The sequence below is a fragment of the Actinosynnema sp. NPDC023794 genome (genome assembly GCF_040639675.1).
GTDB lineage: Bacteria > Actinomycetota > Actinomycetes > Mycobacteriales > Pseudonocardiaceae > Actinosynnema > Actinosynnema luteola.
This window is the reverse complement of record NZ_JBFAFR010000002.1, coordinates 785,926-803,193: the sequence shown is the minus strand read 5'-3', so window position 1 is coordinate 803,193 and position 17,268 is coordinate 785,926. Positions and strand designations below refer to the sequence as shown.

Below are 17,268 nucleotides of genomic sequence, written 5' to 3'. Positions count from 1 at the left end.
GCCGAAGCGTCGCACACACCGTCGCTCCGCGGTGGCGGCTCCGCGGACGTGCTCACCCGTGTCCGCGATCCGGCAGGCGTCGGCGGCGGTCGCCGCTCCCGTGGCAGCCGGCACCGGTCAGGTGCGGGCCGCCCGACCCGAGTAGGTCAGCGGGAACACGAGGTCCTTGCACGCGCTCGGCACGTCGTGCGCGATCCGCACGACCATCTCGACCTCGACCTCGCCCGCCGGCGGGATGGTGACCGGCTCGGCCATCGGCACCACGGTCAGCACGGCGGACGGGCAGTCCGGCACCCGGTTCCGCGCGGCGTCCAACGGCTGGCCCGGCTCGGCCTCCAGCGTCAGCACCACGATGTCCACGGTGTTCGGGTTCGACAGCCGCACCAGGCGGAAGCCCTCGCTGCCCGGCGTCAGCTCGACCGCGCCGCCGGAGACGTCGTTGATCTCGAAGGGCTCGAGGTCCGACACCTCGCCGGCGCTCACCGAGTACGCCATCGCGGGCAGCTCGGGTTCCGGCCAGGTCAGGTGCATGGCAGCCACCACGGCGGCACCCACGCCGAGGATGGTCATGGCGACGGCGACTTCCATCCGCGGGCCCAAGCTGCGCATGAGGCAACCTCACTCGATTGCTGCTCCAGGCGGTGGGTTCGCCGCTAGCTCCCCGTCGGACCGGCGACCAGACTCGCCCGGCGGTTCATCGCTTCGCCCCTCGGCCCAGCGGGCCGCGAAGCCAATCTTGGAGAACGTTCAACCTGTGCGCAAGGACCTGGCCGACCCGGAAAGAAAGGCCTTTGGACCTCTTGACACGTCACGCGACCGTGCGTGAGCTGCACGTTCTCCGGTATCCGCCACCGGGTGATTCACCCGCGCGGCGTAGTCCCGGACCCGCAGTGGTACGGATCCGGGAGACCGGCGTCAGCTTCTCAGCACGGCGCCGAAGCGCTCCGCCGCGGCGGCCACGGCCGCGTCACGCGCCGCGGTCGCCTCCTCCACGGTCAACGTGCGGTCCGGCGCGCGGAACCGCAGCGAGTACGCCAGCGACCGCTTGCCGTCGCCGACCTGGTCACCGGTGTAGACGTCGAACAGCCGGATGTCCTCCAGCAACGACCCGCCGCCCGCGCGCAGCACCCGTGCCACCTGCTCGGCGGGCACGTCCACCGGCAGGACCACGGCCACGTCCAGCAGCACCGGCGGGTACGCCGACACCACCGGCGCCGGCCGGTTGTCGCTCAACGGCAGCGCGTCGAGGTCCAGCTCCATCACCACGGTCCGCTTCGGCAGCCCCAGCGCCTCCACGACCTTCGGGTGCAGCTCGCCCGCGTGGCCCACGGGCCAGTCGCCGACGCGCAGCTCGGCGCACCGGCCGGGGTGCCACGGCGCGAGGTCGGAGGCGACCGCGGTCAGCTCCACCCCGTAGGCCTGGCCGACCAGCCGCGCGGCCTGCACCGCGTCCGCCCAGTCCGCCTGCCTGCCCTTGCCCCACCAGCCCGCCCGCTCGCGGTGGCCGGCCAGCACGGCCGCCACGTGCACCGGCTGCTGCGGCAGCGCCGCCAGCAACGACGCCACCTGCGCGTCCGACGGCCGCTCGCCCACGCCCACCTGCGGCACCGGCACCTGCTGCGTGCGCGGCAACGTCACCTGGGCGATGGAGTAGAGCGCGACGTCCTTCTGGCCGCGCGCCAGGTTCCGCTGCAGGGTCTCCAGCAGCCCCGGCACCAGCGTGGTGGCCAGCGCGTGCTTGTCCGACTCCAACGGGTTCAGCACGCTCACCGTGTTGCGGCGCACGTCGCCCTCGGGCAGACCCAGCTCGTCGAACACCGACGGCGCGACGAACGGGAACGGCTTCACCTCGACGAACCCGTTCTCCGCCAACGCGCGCGACACCGTGCGGCGACGGCGCTGCTGCTCGGTCAACCCCCGGCCGGCGGGCGCGGGCGGCAGCGTGGACGGGATCGTGTCGTAGCCCTCCAGCCGCAGCACCTCCTCCACCAGGTCCGCGGGCTGGGTCAGGTCCGCGCGCCACGTCGGCGGGACCGCGGTGACCATGGTCGCGCCGTCGTCGCCCGTGGTGACCTCGACCAGGCAGCCGATCTGACCGAGCCTGCGCGCGGTCACGCCGCGGGCGTAGTTCACCCCGGCGACCTTGTCGGGCAGGTTGATCGGCATCGACACCGGCCTCGGCTGCGCGGGCGTGCCCACGTCCGTGCGGCCGGGCTTGATGCTGCCGTCGCCGAACATGTCCAGCAGCCGGGCCGCGCGCTCCAGCGCCACCGGAGCCAACGCGGGGTCCACCGTGCGCTCGAACCGCTTCGCCGCCTCGCTGGGCAGCTTGTGCCTGCGCACCGTGCGCGCGATGGACGCCGGGTCCCAGTTCGCCGCTTCCAGCAGGATGTCCGAGCTGGTCGTGGACACCTCGGTGCTCGCGCCGCCCATCACGCCGGCCAGCGAGATCACACCGGTGTCGTCGGCGATCACGATGTCGTCCGGGTCCAGGACGCGGACCTGCTCGTCCAGCGTGGTCAGCTTCTCGCCGGCCACCGCGCGCCGCACCACCAGGCCGCCCTTGACCGACGCCGCGTCGAACGCGTGCAGCGGCTGGCCCAGCTCCAGCATCACGTAGTTGGTGACGTCCACCGGCAGGGAGATCGACCGGATGCCCGCCAGCATCAGCCGGCGGCGCATCCACCACGGCGTCGGCGCGGTCGGGTCCACCCCGCTGACGCGGCGGGCCACGAACCGGGAGCACGCGCCCTCGTCCTCGATCGCGACCGGCAGGACCTCGCCCTCGCCCTCGGGCACCTCGGCCGTGCCGGGGTCGCGGTAGGGCACGTCGAACGCGCACGCGATCTCGCGGGCCAGGCCGCGCACGGAGAACGCGTAGCCGCGGTCGGGCGTCGGCGCGACCTCGATCACCGTGTCGCCCAGGCCGAGCAGCTCCAGGGCGTCGTCACCCGGCTGCGCGGTGCCGCTGGGCAGCACCATGATCCCCGCGTGGTCGTCGCCGAGGCCCAGCTCGCGGGCCGAGCAGATCATGCCGTTGCTGGTCTTGCCGTAGGTCTTGCGCGCGGAGATGGTGAAGTCGCCGGGCAGCACCGCGCCGGGCAGCGCCACCACGACGGTGTCGCCCTCCTGGAAGTTCGACGCGCCGCAGACGATGCCGTTGACCTGGTCCGGGCCGACCTCGACCTGGCAGTAGCGGATCGGCTTCTTGAACTCGGTCAGCTCCTCGATCTCCACCACGCGACCCGCGACGAGCGGGCCGGTGACGGAATCGAGCTTGTGGACGTCCTCGACCTCGATGCCGATCCGGACGAACGCCTCGGCGAGCTGCTCGGGCGTGGGCGTCTCGGCGAACTCGAGGTTCTCGACCAGCCAGGTAACCGGAATGCGCACCGGTCAGGCCTCCGTTCCGAATGGCTGGGTGAAGCGGACATCGCCTTCGACCATGTCCCGCATGTCGGGCAGGCCGTTGCGGAACTGCAGCGTGCGCTCCAGGCCCATGCCGAACGCGAACCCCGAGTACACGTCGGGGTCGACGCCGCAGTTGCGCAGCACGTTGGGGTTGACCATGCCGCAGCCGCCCCACTCGACCCAGCCCGCGCCGCCCTTGCGCTCCGGGAACCAGACGTCCACCTCGGCGGACGGCTCGGTGAACGGGAAGAAGCTGGGCCGCAGGCGGGTCTTGGAGTCCTCGCCGAACATGGCGCGGGCGAACGCGTCGAGCGTGCCCTTCAGGTGCGCCATGGTCAGGCCCTTGTCCACGGCCAGGCCTTCGACCTGGTGGAAGACGGGGGTGTGGGTGGCGTCCAGCTCGTCGGTGCGGAACGTGCGGCCGGGGCACACCACGTACACGGGCAGCTCGCGGTCGAGCAGGGTGCGGGCCTGCACCGGGCTGGTGTGCGTGCGCAGGACCAGGCCGGAGTCGGCGGGCGCCACGTAGAACGTGTCCTGCATGGAGCGCGCCGGGTGGTCCTTGCCGAAGTTCAACGCGTCGAAGTTGAACCACTCGGTCTCCAGCTCCGGGCCCTCGGCGACCTCGTAGCCCATGGCCACGAAGACGTCGCCGATGCGCTCGGCGAGGGTGGAGATCGGGTGGCGGGCGCCGCGGGGCACGCGGTCCCAGGGCAGCGTGACGTCGACCGTCTCCTCGCGCAGCACCCGGTCGTCGCGCTCGGCCTGCAGCCGGGCGCGGCGCTCCTCGAACGCGGCCTTGACCGCGTTCTGCGCCTCGTTCACCCGCTTGCCCGCCTCCGCCTTCGCGGCGGGTGGCAGCGCGCCGATCTCGCGGCGGGCCAGCAGGACCGGCGAGCGGTCGCCCAGGTGGCTCGGCTTCACGGCGGCGAGCTCGTCGAGGTCGGCCGCCTTCGCGAACGCCTCACGAGCCTGCTCGACCGCCGCGCCGAGCGCTTCCGGGGAGAGCGCCGCGACCTGCTTGGGGTCGTACGGGTCGTTGGCTCCGGACATGGTTGGTGGACAGCTCCCGTCACGGACAACTGGTGGTCAGCCCTCCGCGAGGCACGCGGAGCGGCGGGTCGATCCTAGGTGATCGGCCATCCGCCGCCCCCACCGCCGTCCGACCAGGTGACTCCGGCCTCGTCGCCGTCAGAGCCGGACGCCGTCGGACGGCTCCGCGCCGACATCGCGCCGGAACCGCGGTCCGCGACGGCGCAGCGCCGGAATTGTCGGTGGGGCGTGGCAGTCTCTACCGCGCGAGCAGGACCCCGGCGGGCGATCAGCGGAAAACCGGGTCACAAGCCGCCGGCACGCCCTTAGAATCGTCCCTCCCCCGTGACCTGACCCGAGGTGAACTCCACTCCCATGGCACACACCTTCGGTGTCGACCTGCGCGGGATCATCGACCTGCTCAGCCACCACCTCTACAGCAGCCCTCGCGTGTACGCGCGCGAGCTGCTGCAGAACGCGGTGGACGCGATCACCGCCCGCCGCGCGCTGCAACCGGACGCGCCGGGCGAGGTCGTGATCGAGCCGGTCGGGTCCTCCGGCGGCACCCTCCGCATCACCGACACCGGCATCGGCCTGACCGAGCGCGAGGTGCACGACCTGCTGTCCACGCTCGGCCGCACGTCCAAGCGCGACGACCTGGGCTTCGCCCGCCAGGGCTTCCTCGGCCAGTTCGGCGTCGGCCTGCTGTCGGCGTTCCTGGTCGCCGAGCGCATCCGGCTCGTCAGCCGCTCGGTCAAGGGCGGCCCGGCGGTGCGGTGGACGGCCGACGCGGCGGGCAACTACGAGGTGGAGGTCGTCGGCCGAGCCGACGATCCGACTTCAGCCGCCGACCCCGACATCCCAGTCGGCACCACGATCGAGCTGGTGCCGCACCGGGACTCCGAGCACTGGCTCGAGCACGACGTGGTGAAGGCGCTGGTCACCGAGTACGGCGCGCTGCTGCCGGTGACGGTCCGCGTCGGCGACGAGGTCGTCACCCACGGCGAGCTGCCGTGGGTCGAGGACGCCCTGGCCTACGGCGAGAAGGTGCTGGGCGTCCAGCCGTTCGACGCGATCCCGGTCGAGGTCCCGACGGTCGGCCTGCGCGGCGTCGCCTACGTGCTGCCGCGCGGCGTGCACCCCGGCGCGCGCCAGTCGCACCGCGTGTACCTCAAGCGGATGCTCGTCGGCGACTCCATCGAAGGCCTGCTGCCGGAGTGGGCGTACTTCGTGCGCTGCGTGGTCGACTCGACCTCGCTGCGACCCACCGCGAGCCGCGAGTCGCTCTACCAGGACGAGACGCTGCTCGCCGTGCGAGAGGAGCTGGGCCGCCAGGTCCGCGACTGGCTGGTCCGGCTCGACGCGACCGACCCCGACCGCACCCGGGCCCTGCTCGACGCGCACCACCTGGGCATCAAGTCGCTGGCCAGGGTGGACGACGAGATGCTGCGGCTGGTCGAGCGGTGGCTGCCGTTCGAGACCACCGACGGACCGCAGTCGCTGCGCCAGTTCCGCCGCAAGCACGGCGTCATCGCGCACGTGCCGGACGTGGACGAGTTCCGCCAGCTCGCGCCGGTCGCGCACGCGCAGGGCATGGGCCTGGTCAACGCGGGCTACGCCTACGACGCGGAGATCATGGAACGGCTGGTCGCCCTGGACGGCCCCACCGCCGCGCGCCGGGTCGCGCCGAGCGAGGTGCTGGCCGCGTTGGGCGACCCGGACACCGAGCTGGAGCGCGCGTTGCGCGAACGGCTCACCTCGGCCGAGGACGTGCTGGAGCGGCACGACTGCGAGGCCGTGCCGCGGGACTTCGACCCCGGCTCGCTGCCCGCGCTGCTGGTCACGAACGTCGAAGCCGAGCGCAAGCGGGACGCGCAGCAGGTCGGCGAGCAGGCCGACCCGCTGTGGGCGGAGCTGCTGGGCAGCCTGGTCGAGTCGACGTCGGGCGCGGCGCAGCGGCTCGTGCTCAACTGCCGCAACCCGCTGGTGCGGCGGCTGGCGCAGCTGACCGACCCGGCGCTGGTGGAGCTGACCGTGGAGTCGCTGTACGTGCACGCACTGCTGCAGGCACGGCGTCCGATGCGCCCGAAGGACACCGCGGCGCTGAACCGCTCGTTCCTGGAACTGCTCGACCGCGCTGTGGGGGATCACCTGTGAACGAGGACAAGGAAGCCGCCGAGCGGCAGTTCGTCGAGGCCTACCACATGCCGGAGGGCATGGCGCGGCACGAGGCGCTGGAGCGCGCGGCCCGTGCCGCGGACGCCCTCGACCACCTGCCGCTGGCCGTGAGCTGCCGGATCGCCTTGATCCGCTCGGCCTACGACCTCGGCCGCTACGACCTGATGCTGGCCCCGTTCGCCTGGTGCGGCACGGCCGAGCAGCGCGACCCCACGGCGTTCGACGAGTGGGAGACGCACAGCTACGACTGGGCGCACAAGTGGATCGTCAGCGGCCTGATCGCGGACCCGCGGTTCACGCTGGCGCAGATCGGGTCGTTCGTCGACCAGCTCGCCGAGCGCTACCAGCGGCTCGGGTACTCGATGCAGCCGGTGCACGGCGCACGGGCCGACGTGGCCGCGCACGTCGGCGACGACGAGGCGTACCGGGAGCACTTCGCGAAGTACCTGGCGGTGGACCGCGGCCCGATGAGCGACTGCGAGGCGTGCGTCGTCGAGGAGCAGGCCGGGCACCTGATCCGGCAGGGCAGGCACGCCGAGGCCGTCGCGCACGCCGAGCACCAGCTGGAGCAGGACACCGGCTGCGCCACCCAGCCGCAGGGCATCCTGACCACGTTGACGCCAGCCTTCGTGGCGCTCGGCGACGTGGACCGGGCCCGGCAGGCGCACGTGGTGGCGTACCGGCTGGTGCGCGACGACCTGGTCGGCGGCTACCTGGACGACCACCTGGAGTTCTGCGCGACGTCGGGCAACGTGCGGCGCGGCGTGGAACTGCTGCGCGGCCACCTGCACCGGGTGCACCACTCCACCAGCCCGTCACGGGCGATGCACTTCGCCGCGGGCGCGGCGCTGCTGCTCAGCCGGGTGTCGGCGGACGAGGAGTTCGCCGTGCCGCGGGACGGGCGGACGACCGTGCTGACCGCGCCGGAGCTGCGCGAGCTGCTCCAGGCGCAGGCTCTGGAGATCGCGGCCAGGTTCGACGAGCGCAACGGCAGCGACGCGGTGAGCACCCGCATCCGGCGGACGCTGGCCGCGCCGGACACGATCCCCGTGGCGCTGGCCGTGCCGATCCCGTCCACGCCCGCTCCCGTCGTGGACGAGGAAGACCCGGTGACCGTCGCCGACCCGGTGGAGCTGGCGCAACAGCTGTGCGACGCGTTCGACAGCGGCGAGTTCATCACCGGCATGCGGCTGCTGAGGTCGTTGCCGGAGGACCTGGACCCGTTGCTGCCCGAGACCCTGGGCGCGCTGGTCGCGGCGCGGCGGGCGATCGTCAGCGCGCACGTGCGGCCGAAGGCGGAGGTGCTGGTCGAGCTGGACGCGGCGGTCGAGCGGCTGGTCACGTGCGGCGAGCAGGACCTGGCCAACCGGTTCCGGGCGCGTGGCGCCGGGCTGCGCGCCGAGGACGACGGGCCGGCCGCGTCCGTCGCGGTGGCGCGCACGTGCCTGGCCGAGGCGGAGGTCGCGGGCACCGCGTACACGCGGGTGCTGACCAGGCTGCTGCTGGCGGACCTGCTGGCGGACGAGGACGAGACCGACGAGCTGGACGCGTTGACCGCCGAGGCGTTGGAGCTGGCCCGGGCCGAGGTCCCGGAGCTGGTGGCGCGGGCGCGCTGCGACCGGGCCCAGCACCTGGCCAGCACGGGTCGCCTGGACGAGGCGCACGCCGAGGTCGTGGCCGTGCTGTCGGACGCGCCGTCGTCGTCGGTGCGGTTCGACGCGCTGCGCTTGCAGCTGAAGATCCAGACCGTGCGCGGTGAGGAGGACGCGGTGCGCGTCGCCGCCGAGTTCGTCGGCGCGTTCAGCACGCCGCGCGGACCGTGGACGGCCGAGACGCACCGGCAGCGGGTGGCGTCGATCGAACGGCTGGGGCTGGAGGCCGAGCACCTGGTGGAACTGCGTGACGCGGTCGCCATCGGGCACGAGGTCGGCGTGCCGGACGACGTGGCGAAGGCGTGCTACGCGCTGGCCGGCGGGTACCTGAAGGCGGGCCGCTTCGTCGAGGCCGCCGAAGCCCTGGAAGAGGCCGTGCGCGTGATCGACGGCGGCGAGGTGGACCCGGACGTCGTCGTCCCCGTCCGCTACCGCCTGGGTCAGGTGTGCGCCCGGCTGGACGAGATCGAGGCCGCCCGCCGGCACCTGGAAGTGGCCCTGGGCCTGGTGCCGGCCGACGAGCCGTGGCGGCGTGCCATGGTCCTGGACGTCCTGGCGGGAGTCCTGCGCCGCCTGGACCTGCCGTTGGAGGCCGCGTCCGCCTACCAGGGCGCCGCGGCGGCGTGGCAGGAGGTCTCGGAGCCGGCCGAAGCCGCGGGCTCCCTGGTCGAAGCCGCCGCCGCGCTGCCGAACGAGGAGGCCGCCGAGTGCGCCACCACCCTGACCGAGGCGGAACAGCTCCTGCCCGCCGTGGAGGACCCCGACCACCGCACCCACCTGACCGCGCGCATCGCCGCGATCCGGGCGTTCCTGCACGTCCAGGCAGGTGAGCACGCGGCGGCGATCGAGCAGAACGGCATCGCCGAAGAACTGGCCGCCCAACTGGGTGACCTGGACTGGCAGACGTTCCTGGTGGCGCGCGGCGCCAGGTTCCTCCTGGAGTCGGGCGACGCGGCCAACGCGGAAGCCGAGGCCCGCCGGGCGGGGAGCCTGATCACCGACGAGACCCCGCCGCAAATCCTCGGCGACATCGCGAACGTGCTCGAAGAAGCCCTCCGAACCCAATCCAAGCCGACCTCGGGCGACCCCCTGCTTCGCACCCTGACCACCCGCCTGGACACCTGACCGGCAACGGCGTGCTGACCACCAAAACCGCTGGTCAGCACGCCGTTGCCGGTTCGGCGCCGATGTCAAGCATGATCACCGGATCGAGCGAATCACCGTCCCAGCGAGAACCGAAATCGAACTCGCGCGTCGCCTAGAACAAGCAAGGAGGCCGGCCAAGGCACCAGCACCACGTGCCCCAACCCACCCGCCACAGGCCCTCACCACCACCGCCCACCAGCCACAGCCCACAGCCGCACAGGCCAAGCCCTCAGACAATCCGCCGAGCCACCAGACCCGCTGAGCCGTCAACCGCCAGACCCAGCCGAAGTGGCATGGCCCCGGCAGACCTGCTGAAGAGTCTCAACCCCCGGCAGACCCCGCCGAGCTGTCAGACCCGCTGAGCGCGAGCGGAAGCGTAAAGGCACACCGCTGCGGCAGTCGCGAGGTTGAGGCTCTCCGCCCCGCCGTAGATCGGCACCTTCAGCGAAGCGTCCAGGCCCGCCACGACCTCGTCCGGCAACCCGTGCGCCTCGCTGCCGAACACCCACCCCGTCGGCGCCGCGAGATCACCGCGCAGGTCGGCCGTGACCAGGTCCTCCGGCGCGTACCCGTCCGCCGCGACCAGCCGCAGCCCCGCCTCCCGGCACGCCGCGAACGCCGCACCCGCGTCCCGCACCCGCGCGATCGGCAGGTGGAACACGCTGCCCGTGGACGCGCGCACGCACTTGCCGTTGTGCGGGTCGACCGTGTCGCCCGCGAAGATCACCGCGTCCGCGCCCGCCGCATCCGCCACGCGCACCACCGTGCCCGCGTTGCCGGGGTCCGCCACGCCGTGCAGCACGGCCACCAGCCGCACGCCCGGCGCGAGCGCCTCGGCCACCGGCACGTCGACCAACGAGCACACGGCGACGACGCCCTGCGGCGTCACGGTCTCCGACAGCGCCGCGGCGGCCTTGTCGGTCACGGCGCTGACCGGCACACCGGCGTCGACCGCGGCAGTCACCAGCGAACGGTTGCGGGTGGCGGCGTCGGCGGTCACGAAGAGTTCGTGCACCCGGCCGCGCCCGGCTGCCGCCCAGGCCAGGGCCTCGCGCACGGCCTGCGCGCCCTCGGCGAGGAACCGTTCGGCGCGGTCGCGGCCGGAACGCCTGGTCAGCCGCCTAGCGGCAACGACCCGGGGAGTCCGTTCGGTGAACGGAGCATCCCCGGGTCGTGGTGCGCGATCGTCCGCGCTCAGGCCTTGTCCTCGACGGGCGCGTTGACATCGCTCGGCAGAGCGGCGCGAGCGGCCTCGACCAGCGCGGTGAACGCGCCGGGGTCGCTGACGGCCAGCTCGGCGAGGATCTTGCGGTCCACCTCGATGCCGGCGAGCCGCAGGCCCTGGATGAAGCGGTTGTACGTCATGCCGTTGGCGCGGACACCGGCGTTGATGCGCTGGATCCACAGCTTCCGGAAGTCACCCTTGCGGGCGCGGCGGTCCCGGTAGGCGTAGTTGAGCGAGTGGAGCACCTGCTCCTTGGCCTTGCGGTACAGCCTCGAACGCTGGCCGCGGTAGCCGCTGGCGAGCTCAAGGGTGGTACGGCGCTTCTTCTGGGCGTTCACTGCCCTTTTGACGCGTGCCACGGGTCCATCCTGTCGATCTCGTGGGGCCGGTGGGGGCCGACCCCGGTGTTCAAGGGAGTGAAGGTCTTAGGCCTCGGACGTTCAGAGGCCGAGCAGCTTCTTCAGCCGCGGCACGTCGTTCTTCGCGACCTCGGTCGTGCCGGCGAGACGACGCGTCAGCTTGCTGGACTTCTTCTCCAGCAGGTGGCGCTTGCCGGCCTTCTCGCGGACGAGCTTGCCGCTGCCGGTGACCTTCACGCGCTTGGAGGTCCCGCTGTGGCTCTTGTTCTTGGGCATTTCCGTCCTCAGTCTCGTGCAGCCACCGGGGATGGGGGCGGCCATGCTTGCTCCCGGCCCGGAGGCCGGGAGATCACTCTTCGACAGACTCGTCCGTCGCCTCGTCGGCGCTGTCGTTCTTGATCGGACGGGTCTTCGTGGTCTTGTGCGGCGCCAACACCATGATCATGTTGCGGCCGTCCTGCTTCGGGTTCGACTCGACGAACCCCAGCTCGGCGACGTCCTCGGCGAGCCTCTGCAGCAGTCGGTAACCCAGTTCCGGCCGGGACTGCTCACGGCCGCGGAACATGATGGTCACCTTGACCTTGTTCCCGTGCGACAGGAAGCGGGCCACGTGGCCCTTCTTCGTCAGGTAGTCGTGCGGGTCGATCTTCGGCCGGAGCTTCTGCTCCTTGATGACCGTCAGCTGCTGGTTGCGGCGCGATTCACGGGCCTTCTGCGCGCTCTCGTACTTGAACTTGCCGTAGTCCATGAGCTTGCAGACCGGCGGCCGAGCCTGTGCGGCGACCTCGACGAGGTCGAGATCCGATTCCTGGGCGAGTCGGAGCGCGTCCTCGATGCGAACGATCCCGACCTGCTCGCCGTTCGGCCCGACCAGACGAACCTCGGGCACGCGGATGCGGTCGTTGATGCGCGGCTCGGTGCTCACCGGAGCACCTCGGTTCGAGGGACTTGTCATTCACGTCCTTTGTGACTCGTTGTGCGCCAAAAGACAAGAGGCCCCACACCTGCCCGGTGTGAGGCCCGCTTCCTACCGATCGCACAACGAAGGGCGCAGTCGACCCTTCGATGGACCGGACCCGGCCACCTGCACGAAGCGGCAGACTCGGGTGGGAGCGGGGCTCCACTTGCCGTCCCCACACGTGTGGGGACTGGTCGCGCGGAGAATAGTAGCAGATGGCCTTGTCAACCCCCGAATCGGCGACCGGTCGGGGGCGGTTGCGAGAATGGCTCCCGTGACCGACCTGCCTTCGAACAACGTCCGCGACCTGTCCGATGTTCCCAGCGTCGAGGTGATCAGCAAGGCGGCGATCATGCTGCTCTCCTCCGCCGCCGAACGCCTCGGCCTGGCCGACGAAGACCCCGAGCACAGCCCCCGCCGCGACCTCGACGAGGCACGCCGCCTGATCACCGCGCTGGCCGGCCTGGTCACCGCGTCCGCCGAGTACCTGGGCCCGCACGCCGGGCCGCTGCGCGAGGGGTTGCAGTCCGTGCAACGGGCGTTCCGCGAGGCGTCGGCGTACCCGGACGAGCCGGGCCAGGGCCCGGGCGAGAAGTACACCGGCCCCGTCTACTGACGTCCAGGGCGTTCCGGGGGCTCCGGGGGTTCCGGTTCGCCGAGTTCGGACCGCGCGTTGGCCTCCTCGCGGCGGTTGCCGATCGTCCTGGCCAGGTCCAACGCCTCGTGGAGCAGTTCTCGGGCTTCGTCCTGGTTGCCCAGTTGCCGCTGCACCGCGCCGAGGTGCACGAGGGCGGTGGCCTCGCCTTGGCGGTCGCCGATCTCGCGGTGCATCCGCAAAGCCTGGTCGAGGTGCGTCAGCGCTTCTTCCGGCTCACCCGCGACCCGGTGGGCGATGCCGATGCCCGATCGCGTCCAGGCCTCGTCGTAGCGGTCGCCGAGTTCGCGGTTGACGAGGAGGGCTTCGCCCAGGTGGCGCAGGGACGCCAGGACGTCGCCGGTGAGCCGGTAGTGGACGACGCCGATGTGGACCAGGGCGCCGGCCACCCCTCGTCGGTCGCCCACTTGTTCGAACAGGGCCGAGGCGCGTTCCAAGGACGCGAGCGCGGCCGCTCGGTCACCTTGTTGGAGGTGCACGACCCCGATCCGCCCCAGCGCCTCGGCTTCTCCGTGGAGGTCGCCGAGTTCCACGAAGATCCCTCGCGCCCGCTCCAGGTGGGCGGACGCGTCGGGGTAGTTCCCCTCTTGTTGGCTCGCGCCGCCGAGGTAGGTGAGCGACAGGGCGATGCCCCGCTGGTCGTGGGCGTCCGCCGAGATCCGGAGCGCCCGGGTCAACGCCGCTCGCGCGGCCGGGTAGTCGCCTTGTTGGAGGTGGGCGGTGCCGAGGTTGAGCAACGTGCCGCGCTGTGCCGACAGCTCACCGTGGGCCTCGGCCGCCTCGATCGCGGCCGTCTGGATCGCCGGCACTTCCTCGCTGTCGCCGCAGATGCACAGGACGTGGCCGATCTCGGCGACGATCGACCAGGAGTAGGGCGTGACGTCGTGGGCCGACGCGTAGCGCACGCAGGAGACGAGGTTGGGCAGCTCCGACCTGAACCACCGGATCGCACCGGAGTAGTCGGTCGGCTCCGCGTGACGCCGCCCGTCGTCTTCGGGCGTGCTGTCCCGGGGTGCGCTGATCGGTGTGGGGATGAGCCGTGCCGCCGCCTGTGCCCTGCGGAAGAGGTCTTCGAGGAGACGGCGGACGGCTCGGGCGCGGTCGGCCTCGTCGTCGTGCTCCCGGCCGAGCTCGCGGGCGAACTCGCGGACGAGGTCGTGCATCCGGTAGCGGCCCGGTCGGTGTTCTTCGAGCAGGTGGCGGTCGAAGAGGTCGTCGAGGAGTCGCTGCGCGGTGGCGTGGTCGATCGAGCGCAGCGCGGCGGCGGAGTGGACGGAGAGGTCGGGGCCGGGGTGCAGGGCCAGCGCGCGGAACAGCGCCTGGGCCGGTGGTGGGAGATCGCGGTACGACAACTGGAACGCCGCGGCCACGTGAGCGTCCTCCTCTTGTAGTCCGAGCACGGCGACCGCGTCGCCGAGTTTGGTGTCGAGTTCCGCGACGCTCCAGGCGGGGTGCTTGCCGAGCCAGGCCGCGGCGATGGTGATCGCCAGCGGGAGGTGGCCGCAGCTGCGGACCAGGTGGAGGGTGTCGGGTCGCATCGTGGGGGCCGGCGGGAGTCCCGCGCGCTTCTCGAAGAGGTCGACCGCTTCCCGCGCGGGCAGGGTGCGGAGGGAGAGCGTCGTGACGCCGTCCGCGCCACCGATCCTCCGTCGGCTGGTGACCAGGCACCGGGACATCCCCGTTCCGGGCAGCAGCGGTTTGGCGTCGGCGAAGCGCGCGACGTTGTCCAGGACGATCAGGAGCTTCCGGGGAGCGAGCAACGAGCGCCACAGCGCCACCCTGGCTTCGAGTGATCGGGGGACGGTCCGGGGCGGCACGTGGAGCATCTCCAACAGGATGCCGAGCGCTTCACCGGCGCGCAGCGGTGGCTGTCCGGCGGTGTACCCGCGCAGGTCGAGGTAGACCTGGCCGTCCGGGTAGCGCTGGGCCAGGTCGTGCGCGGCGTGCACCACCAGGGCGCTCTTCCCGACGCCGGGCATGCCGTCCACCACGAGGACGGGCGGTGTGCCGGCGGTTTCGGCGCAGATGCGGGCGAGGTCGTCGCGGCGGTCGGTGAAGGCCGGCGTCCGGGGTGGGAGGTTCCGGGGAACGGGTGGCGGGTGCGGGTGGTGGACGTGGATGTCGCCCTTCACCACGCCGACCTGGACGACGGTGCCGATGGTGTCGGCGGTCGACGTGTTCCGCACGGTCGGCTCGGGTCGGCGCACCACGGCTGCGACACCTCCGGATCGCCGTGCGGGTCATCCGAGGGTCCGGCAGCCGGGCCGCCGTCGCGGGCCGCCGGCGGCGAAGTTCACCCGTTGGTCGGTGCCGTGCCCCGCACGATTGCGCCTCCGCCGCCCGATGCCGAAGTTCCGGTCTGCGGGACGTGTGCGTTCGGCTCGCGGGCGTGCCAGGGTCGGAGGGGTTCGCGCGAACTCCTGATCCTCGACCCTGCACGAGGGAGAACCCGACATGGGAGAGTTCCGCGCGCCCTGGATTCGATTGGACCGAGCGGTCGGCGTCGGTGCGGCGGTGGTGTTGGCGGCGGCGTTGGCCGTGACGCCGGCGCAGGCCGCCGAGCCGCAGATCCGCGACGCCGGCGGCCCGACGGCCGTTCCGGGCAGCTACATCGTGGTGTTGGAGGACGGCGCCGGCACGGACGTGCTGGCCGCGAAGGTGGGCGCCCGCGTCACCCACCGCTACCGGTCGGCGCTGAACGGTTTCGCCGCCACCATGAGCGAACGGGCGGCGAAGCGGTTGGCAGCCGACCCGGCGGTGGCCTACGTCGCCCAGGACCAGCGGGTGGACGTCCTGGCCGACCAGCCGAACCCGCCGTCGTGGGGCTTGGACCGCGTCGACCAGCGCGACCTGCCCCTCGACGCGAACTACGGCTACGCCACCACGGCGGGCAACGTGCACGCCTACATCATCGACACCGGCATCCGCGCCACGCACGCGGACTTCGGCGGCCGGGCCACCTTCGACGCCAACACCACCGGTGACGGCAACAACACGGACTGCAACGGCCACGGCACGCACGTCGCGGGCACGGTCGGCGGCGCGGCGCACGGTGTGGCGAAGGCCGTCCGGCTGCACGGCGTGAAGGTGCTCACGTGCTCCGGTTCGGGCACGATCGCGGGCGTCGTGGCCGGCGTGGACTGGGTCACGGCGAACGCGCAGAAGCCGGCCGTGGCGAACATGAGCCTCGGTGGCGGCGCGAACGACACGCTGGACGCGGCCGTGCGCCGGTCCATCGCGTCGGGCGTCACGTACGCCGTCGCGTCCGGCAACTCGAACGCCAACGCGTGCTCCTACTCTCCCGCCCGGGTGGCGGAGGCGATCACGGTCAACGCGTCGGACAGCTCCGACGCGAGGGCGACGTTCTCGAACTGGGGCACGTGCACGGACGTGTTCGCGCCGGGCGTGGGCATCACGTCGGCGTGGAGCACGGGCGACACCGCCACGAACACGATCAGCGGAACGTCGATGGCGTCGCCGCACGTGGCGGGCGCCGCCGCGCTGGTCCTGGCGGGCAGCCCGGGCTCGTCGCCGCAGCAGGTCCGGGACGCCCTGGTGTCCGCCGCGACGCCGAACAAGGTGGGCAACCCGGGCACGGGTTCGCCGAACGCGCTGCTGTTCACCGGTTCCGCGCCGCCGCCGCAGCCGGGCGCCGACACGCTGGTCCGGGGCGAGAGCCTCCGGGCGGGCCAGGCCAAGGTGTCCCAGGACGGCCGGTTCACGCTGGTCATGCAGGGCGACGGCAACCTGGTGCTGTACACGGCGGCCGGTCAGGCCCTGTGGCACACCAGCACGCACGGCACGGGCGCGGCCCAGGTGGTCCTCCAGCACGACGGCAACCTGGTGATCTACACGGCGGCCGGTCAGCCGGTGTGGCACACGAGCACGCACGGCACGGCGGCCGACCGGCTGATCGTGCAGAACGACTCGAACGTGGTCCTCTACGGCCCGACGGGCCAGGTCTTCTGGCACCGCCTGGCCTGATCGAGAGGTGACGCCGGGGTCGACGTAGGCCCCGGCGTCACGGCCGGACCCCGCTGGCCCGCAGCCGCCGGTCGGCCAGCGCCTTGATGGTCTCGGGGTCGCGGCGCCGCCAGCCCTCCACCGGGTCGCCGGGGAACGCCGCCAGGTCGCGCAGCGACAGCGTGGTCAACGCGTGCAGCGCGAGCAGGTCGAACCGCTCCTGGTCACGCAGCCGCCGCGCCACCGCGGCCCGTCGGGCGAACCGCAGCCGCAGCGGCAGCCACGTGATCAGCGCGAACGCCAGCGGGATGGCGATGAGCGCGATGGTGAGCCACAGCGCGGTGGACTCGACGGCCTGCACCTGGGCCTGGCCCGCGTCGGTCAGCGTGCCGCCGGCGGACCGGCCGCGTTCGAGCGCGTCGGCGAGCTTCCCGCCGACCAGCGGCACCTCGCGGGCCTTGGCGGCGGCGTCGCCGAACGTGTCGGTCAGGCTCTGCCCGGCGTTGGACAGGCCGTCGCCGGGGGCGCGCAACGCGCGGACCGCGTCGCCCACCCCCGTGGCGACGTCGACCCAGAACCACGTCCAGGCGACCGCGAGCAGGTCGGCGACCACTTGCCACACCAGCCGGGGCGGGCGATCCGCGTACCACTTCATGAGGTGTGGTCTTACCACCCTGGCGTTACCGGAA

General features: G+C 72.5%; 13 protein-coding genes. 4 read left to right on the top strand and 9 right to left on the bottom strand.

The features are described from left to right. Positions 1–117: 117 nt before the first annotated feature. The 3 genes from AB0H12_RS08395 to pheS all read right to left on the bottom strand — a co-directional run bounded on the left by AB0H12_RS08395 (position 118) and on the right by pheS (position 4,464). Positions 118–609, bottom strand: coding sequence for a hypothetical protein (locus AB0H12_RS08395; protein WP_499621741.1), 492 nt, complete (start codon positions 607–609; stop codon positions 118–120). A 306-nt stretch (positions 610–915) separates the two neighbouring features. Next, a complete protein-coding gene (gene pheT / locus AB0H12_RS08390; protein WP_499621740.1) occupies positions 916–3,393 on the bottom strand; it encodes a phenylalanine--tRNA ligase subunit beta in 2,478 nt (825 codons plus the stop codon). Between the two features lie 3 nt (positions 3,394–3,396). Then, positions 3,397–4,464 carry a phenylalanine--tRNA ligase subunit alpha gene (pheS, locus tag AB0H12_RS08385; protein WP_499621739.1) on the bottom strand — a complete coding sequence of 356 codons (1,068 nt, stop codon included), beginning with the start codon at positions 4,462–4,464 and terminating at the stop codon, positions 3,397–3,399. A gap of 354 nt (positions 4,465–4,818) precedes the next feature. Between pheS and AB0H12_RS08380 the strand changes: the two genes are divergently transcribed. Beyond that, complete coding sequence (locus AB0H12_RS08380; RefSeq protein ID WP_499621738.1) at positions 4,819–6,600, top strand: HSP90 family protein; 1,782 nt, start codon at positions 4,819–4,821, stop codon at positions 6,598–6,600. Further along, a complete protein-coding gene (locus AB0H12_RS08375) occupies positions 6,597–9,398 on the top strand; it encodes a hypothetical protein (RefSeq protein WP_499621737.1) in 2,802 nt (933 codons plus the stop codon). Before AB0H12_RS08380 ends, AB0H12_RS08375 begins: the two co-directional genes overlap by 4 nt. Before the next feature lie 370 nt (positions 9,399–9,768). Here the strand turns inward: AB0H12_RS08375 and AB0H12_RS08370 are convergent, their stop codons facing one another. From AB0H12_RS08370 to infC, 4 genes are all read right to left on the bottom strand, one after another. Next, a complete protein-coding gene (locus AB0H12_RS08370; RefSeq protein ID WP_499621801.1) occupies positions 9,769–10,617 on the bottom strand; it encodes a TrmH family RNA methyltransferase in 849 nt (282 codons plus the stop codon). Next, complete coding sequence (gene rplT, locus AB0H12_RS08365) at positions 10,614–11,003, bottom strand: 50S ribosomal protein L20 (protein ID WP_073892005.1); 390 nt, start codon at positions 11,001–11,003, stop codon at positions 10,614–10,616. Before rplT ends, AB0H12_RS08370 begins: the two co-directional genes overlap by 4 nt. 81 nt (positions 11,004–11,084) lie before the next feature. After that, positions 11,085–11,279: a 50S ribosomal protein L35 gene (rpmI, locus tag AB0H12_RS08360; RefSeq protein ID WP_123746324.1), complete on the bottom strand. Its 195-nt coding sequence runs from the start codon at positions 11,277–11,279 to the stop codon at positions 11,085–11,087. Positions 11,280–11,352: 73 nt separating this feature from the next. Further along, positions 11,353–11,958, bottom strand: coding sequence for a translation initiation factor IF-3 (gene infC, locus AB0H12_RS08355; protein WP_498782499.1), 606 nt, complete (start codon positions 11,956–11,958; stop codon positions 11,353–11,355). A 268-nt stretch (positions 11,959–12,226) separates the two neighbouring features. Here infC and AB0H12_RS08350 point away from each other — a divergent pair, with 268 nt between their 5' ends. Then, positions 12,227–12,577, top strand: coding sequence for a DUF1844 domain-containing protein (locus tag AB0H12_RS08350; RefSeq protein ID WP_053722440.1), 351 nt, complete (start codon positions 12,227–12,229; stop codon positions 12,575–12,577). Here AB0H12_RS08350 and AB0H12_RS08345 read toward each other — a convergent pair. Then, the gene (locus AB0H12_RS08345; protein ID WP_499621735.1) at positions 12,571–14,826 is read right to left on the bottom strand and encodes an ATP-binding protein; all 2,256 of its coding nucleotides are present in this window, start codon (positions 14,824–14,826) and stop codon (positions 12,571–12,573) included. The genes AB0H12_RS08350 and AB0H12_RS08345 overlap by 7 nt on opposite strands. Positions 14,827–15,070: 244 nt before the next feature. Here AB0H12_RS08345 and AB0H12_RS08340 point away from each other — a divergent pair, with 244 nt between their 5' ends. Beyond that, positions 15,071–16,600 carry a S8 family peptidase gene (locus AB0H12_RS08340; protein WP_499621734.1) on the top strand — a complete coding sequence of 510 codons (1,530 nt, stop codon included), beginning with the start codon at positions 15,071–15,073 and terminating at the stop codon, positions 16,598–16,600. A 37-nt stretch (positions 16,601–16,637) separates the two neighbouring features. Here AB0H12_RS08340 and AB0H12_RS08335 read toward each other — a convergent pair whose 3' ends face one another. Continuing rightward, positions 16,638–17,234, bottom strand: a complete 597-nt coding sequence (locus tag AB0H12_RS08335; protein ID WP_499621732.1) for a hypothetical protein — start codon at positions 17,232–17,234, stop codon at positions 16,638–16,640. Positions 17,235–17,268: the final 34 nt, after the last annotated feature.

Coding starts and splice junctions, on each gene's coding strand:
- AB0H12_RS08395 (WP_499621741.1), bottom strand. CDS start 609: ATGCGCAGCTTGGGCCCGCGGATGGAAGTCGCCGTCGCCATGACCATC.
- pheS (WP_499621739.1), bottom strand. CDS start 4,464: ATGTCCGGAGCCAACGACCCGTACGACCCCAAGCAGGTCGCGGCGCTC.
- AB0H12_RS08380 (WP_499621738.1), top strand. CDS start 4,819: ATGGCACACACCTTCGGTGTCGACCTGCGCGGGATCATCGACCTGCTC.
- rpmI (WP_123746324.1), bottom strand. CDS start 11,279: ATGCCCAAGAACAAGAGCCACAGCGGGACCTCCAAGCGCGTGAAGGTC.
- infC (WP_498782499.1), bottom strand. CDS start 11,958: ATGACAAGTCCCTCGAACCGAGGTGCTCCGGTGAGCACCGAGCCGCGC.
- AB0H12_RS08350 (WP_053722440.1), top strand. CDS start 12,227: ATGGCTCCCGTGACCGACCTGCCTTCGAACAACGTCCGCGACCTGTCC.
- AB0H12_RS08340 (WP_499621734.1), top strand. CDS start 15,071: ATGGGAGAGTTCCGCGCGCCCTGGATTCGATTGGACCGAGCGGTCGGC.
- AB0H12_RS08335 (WP_499621732.1), bottom strand. CDS start 17,234: ATGAAGTGGTACGCGGATCGCCCGCCCCGGCTGGTGTGGCAAGTGGTC.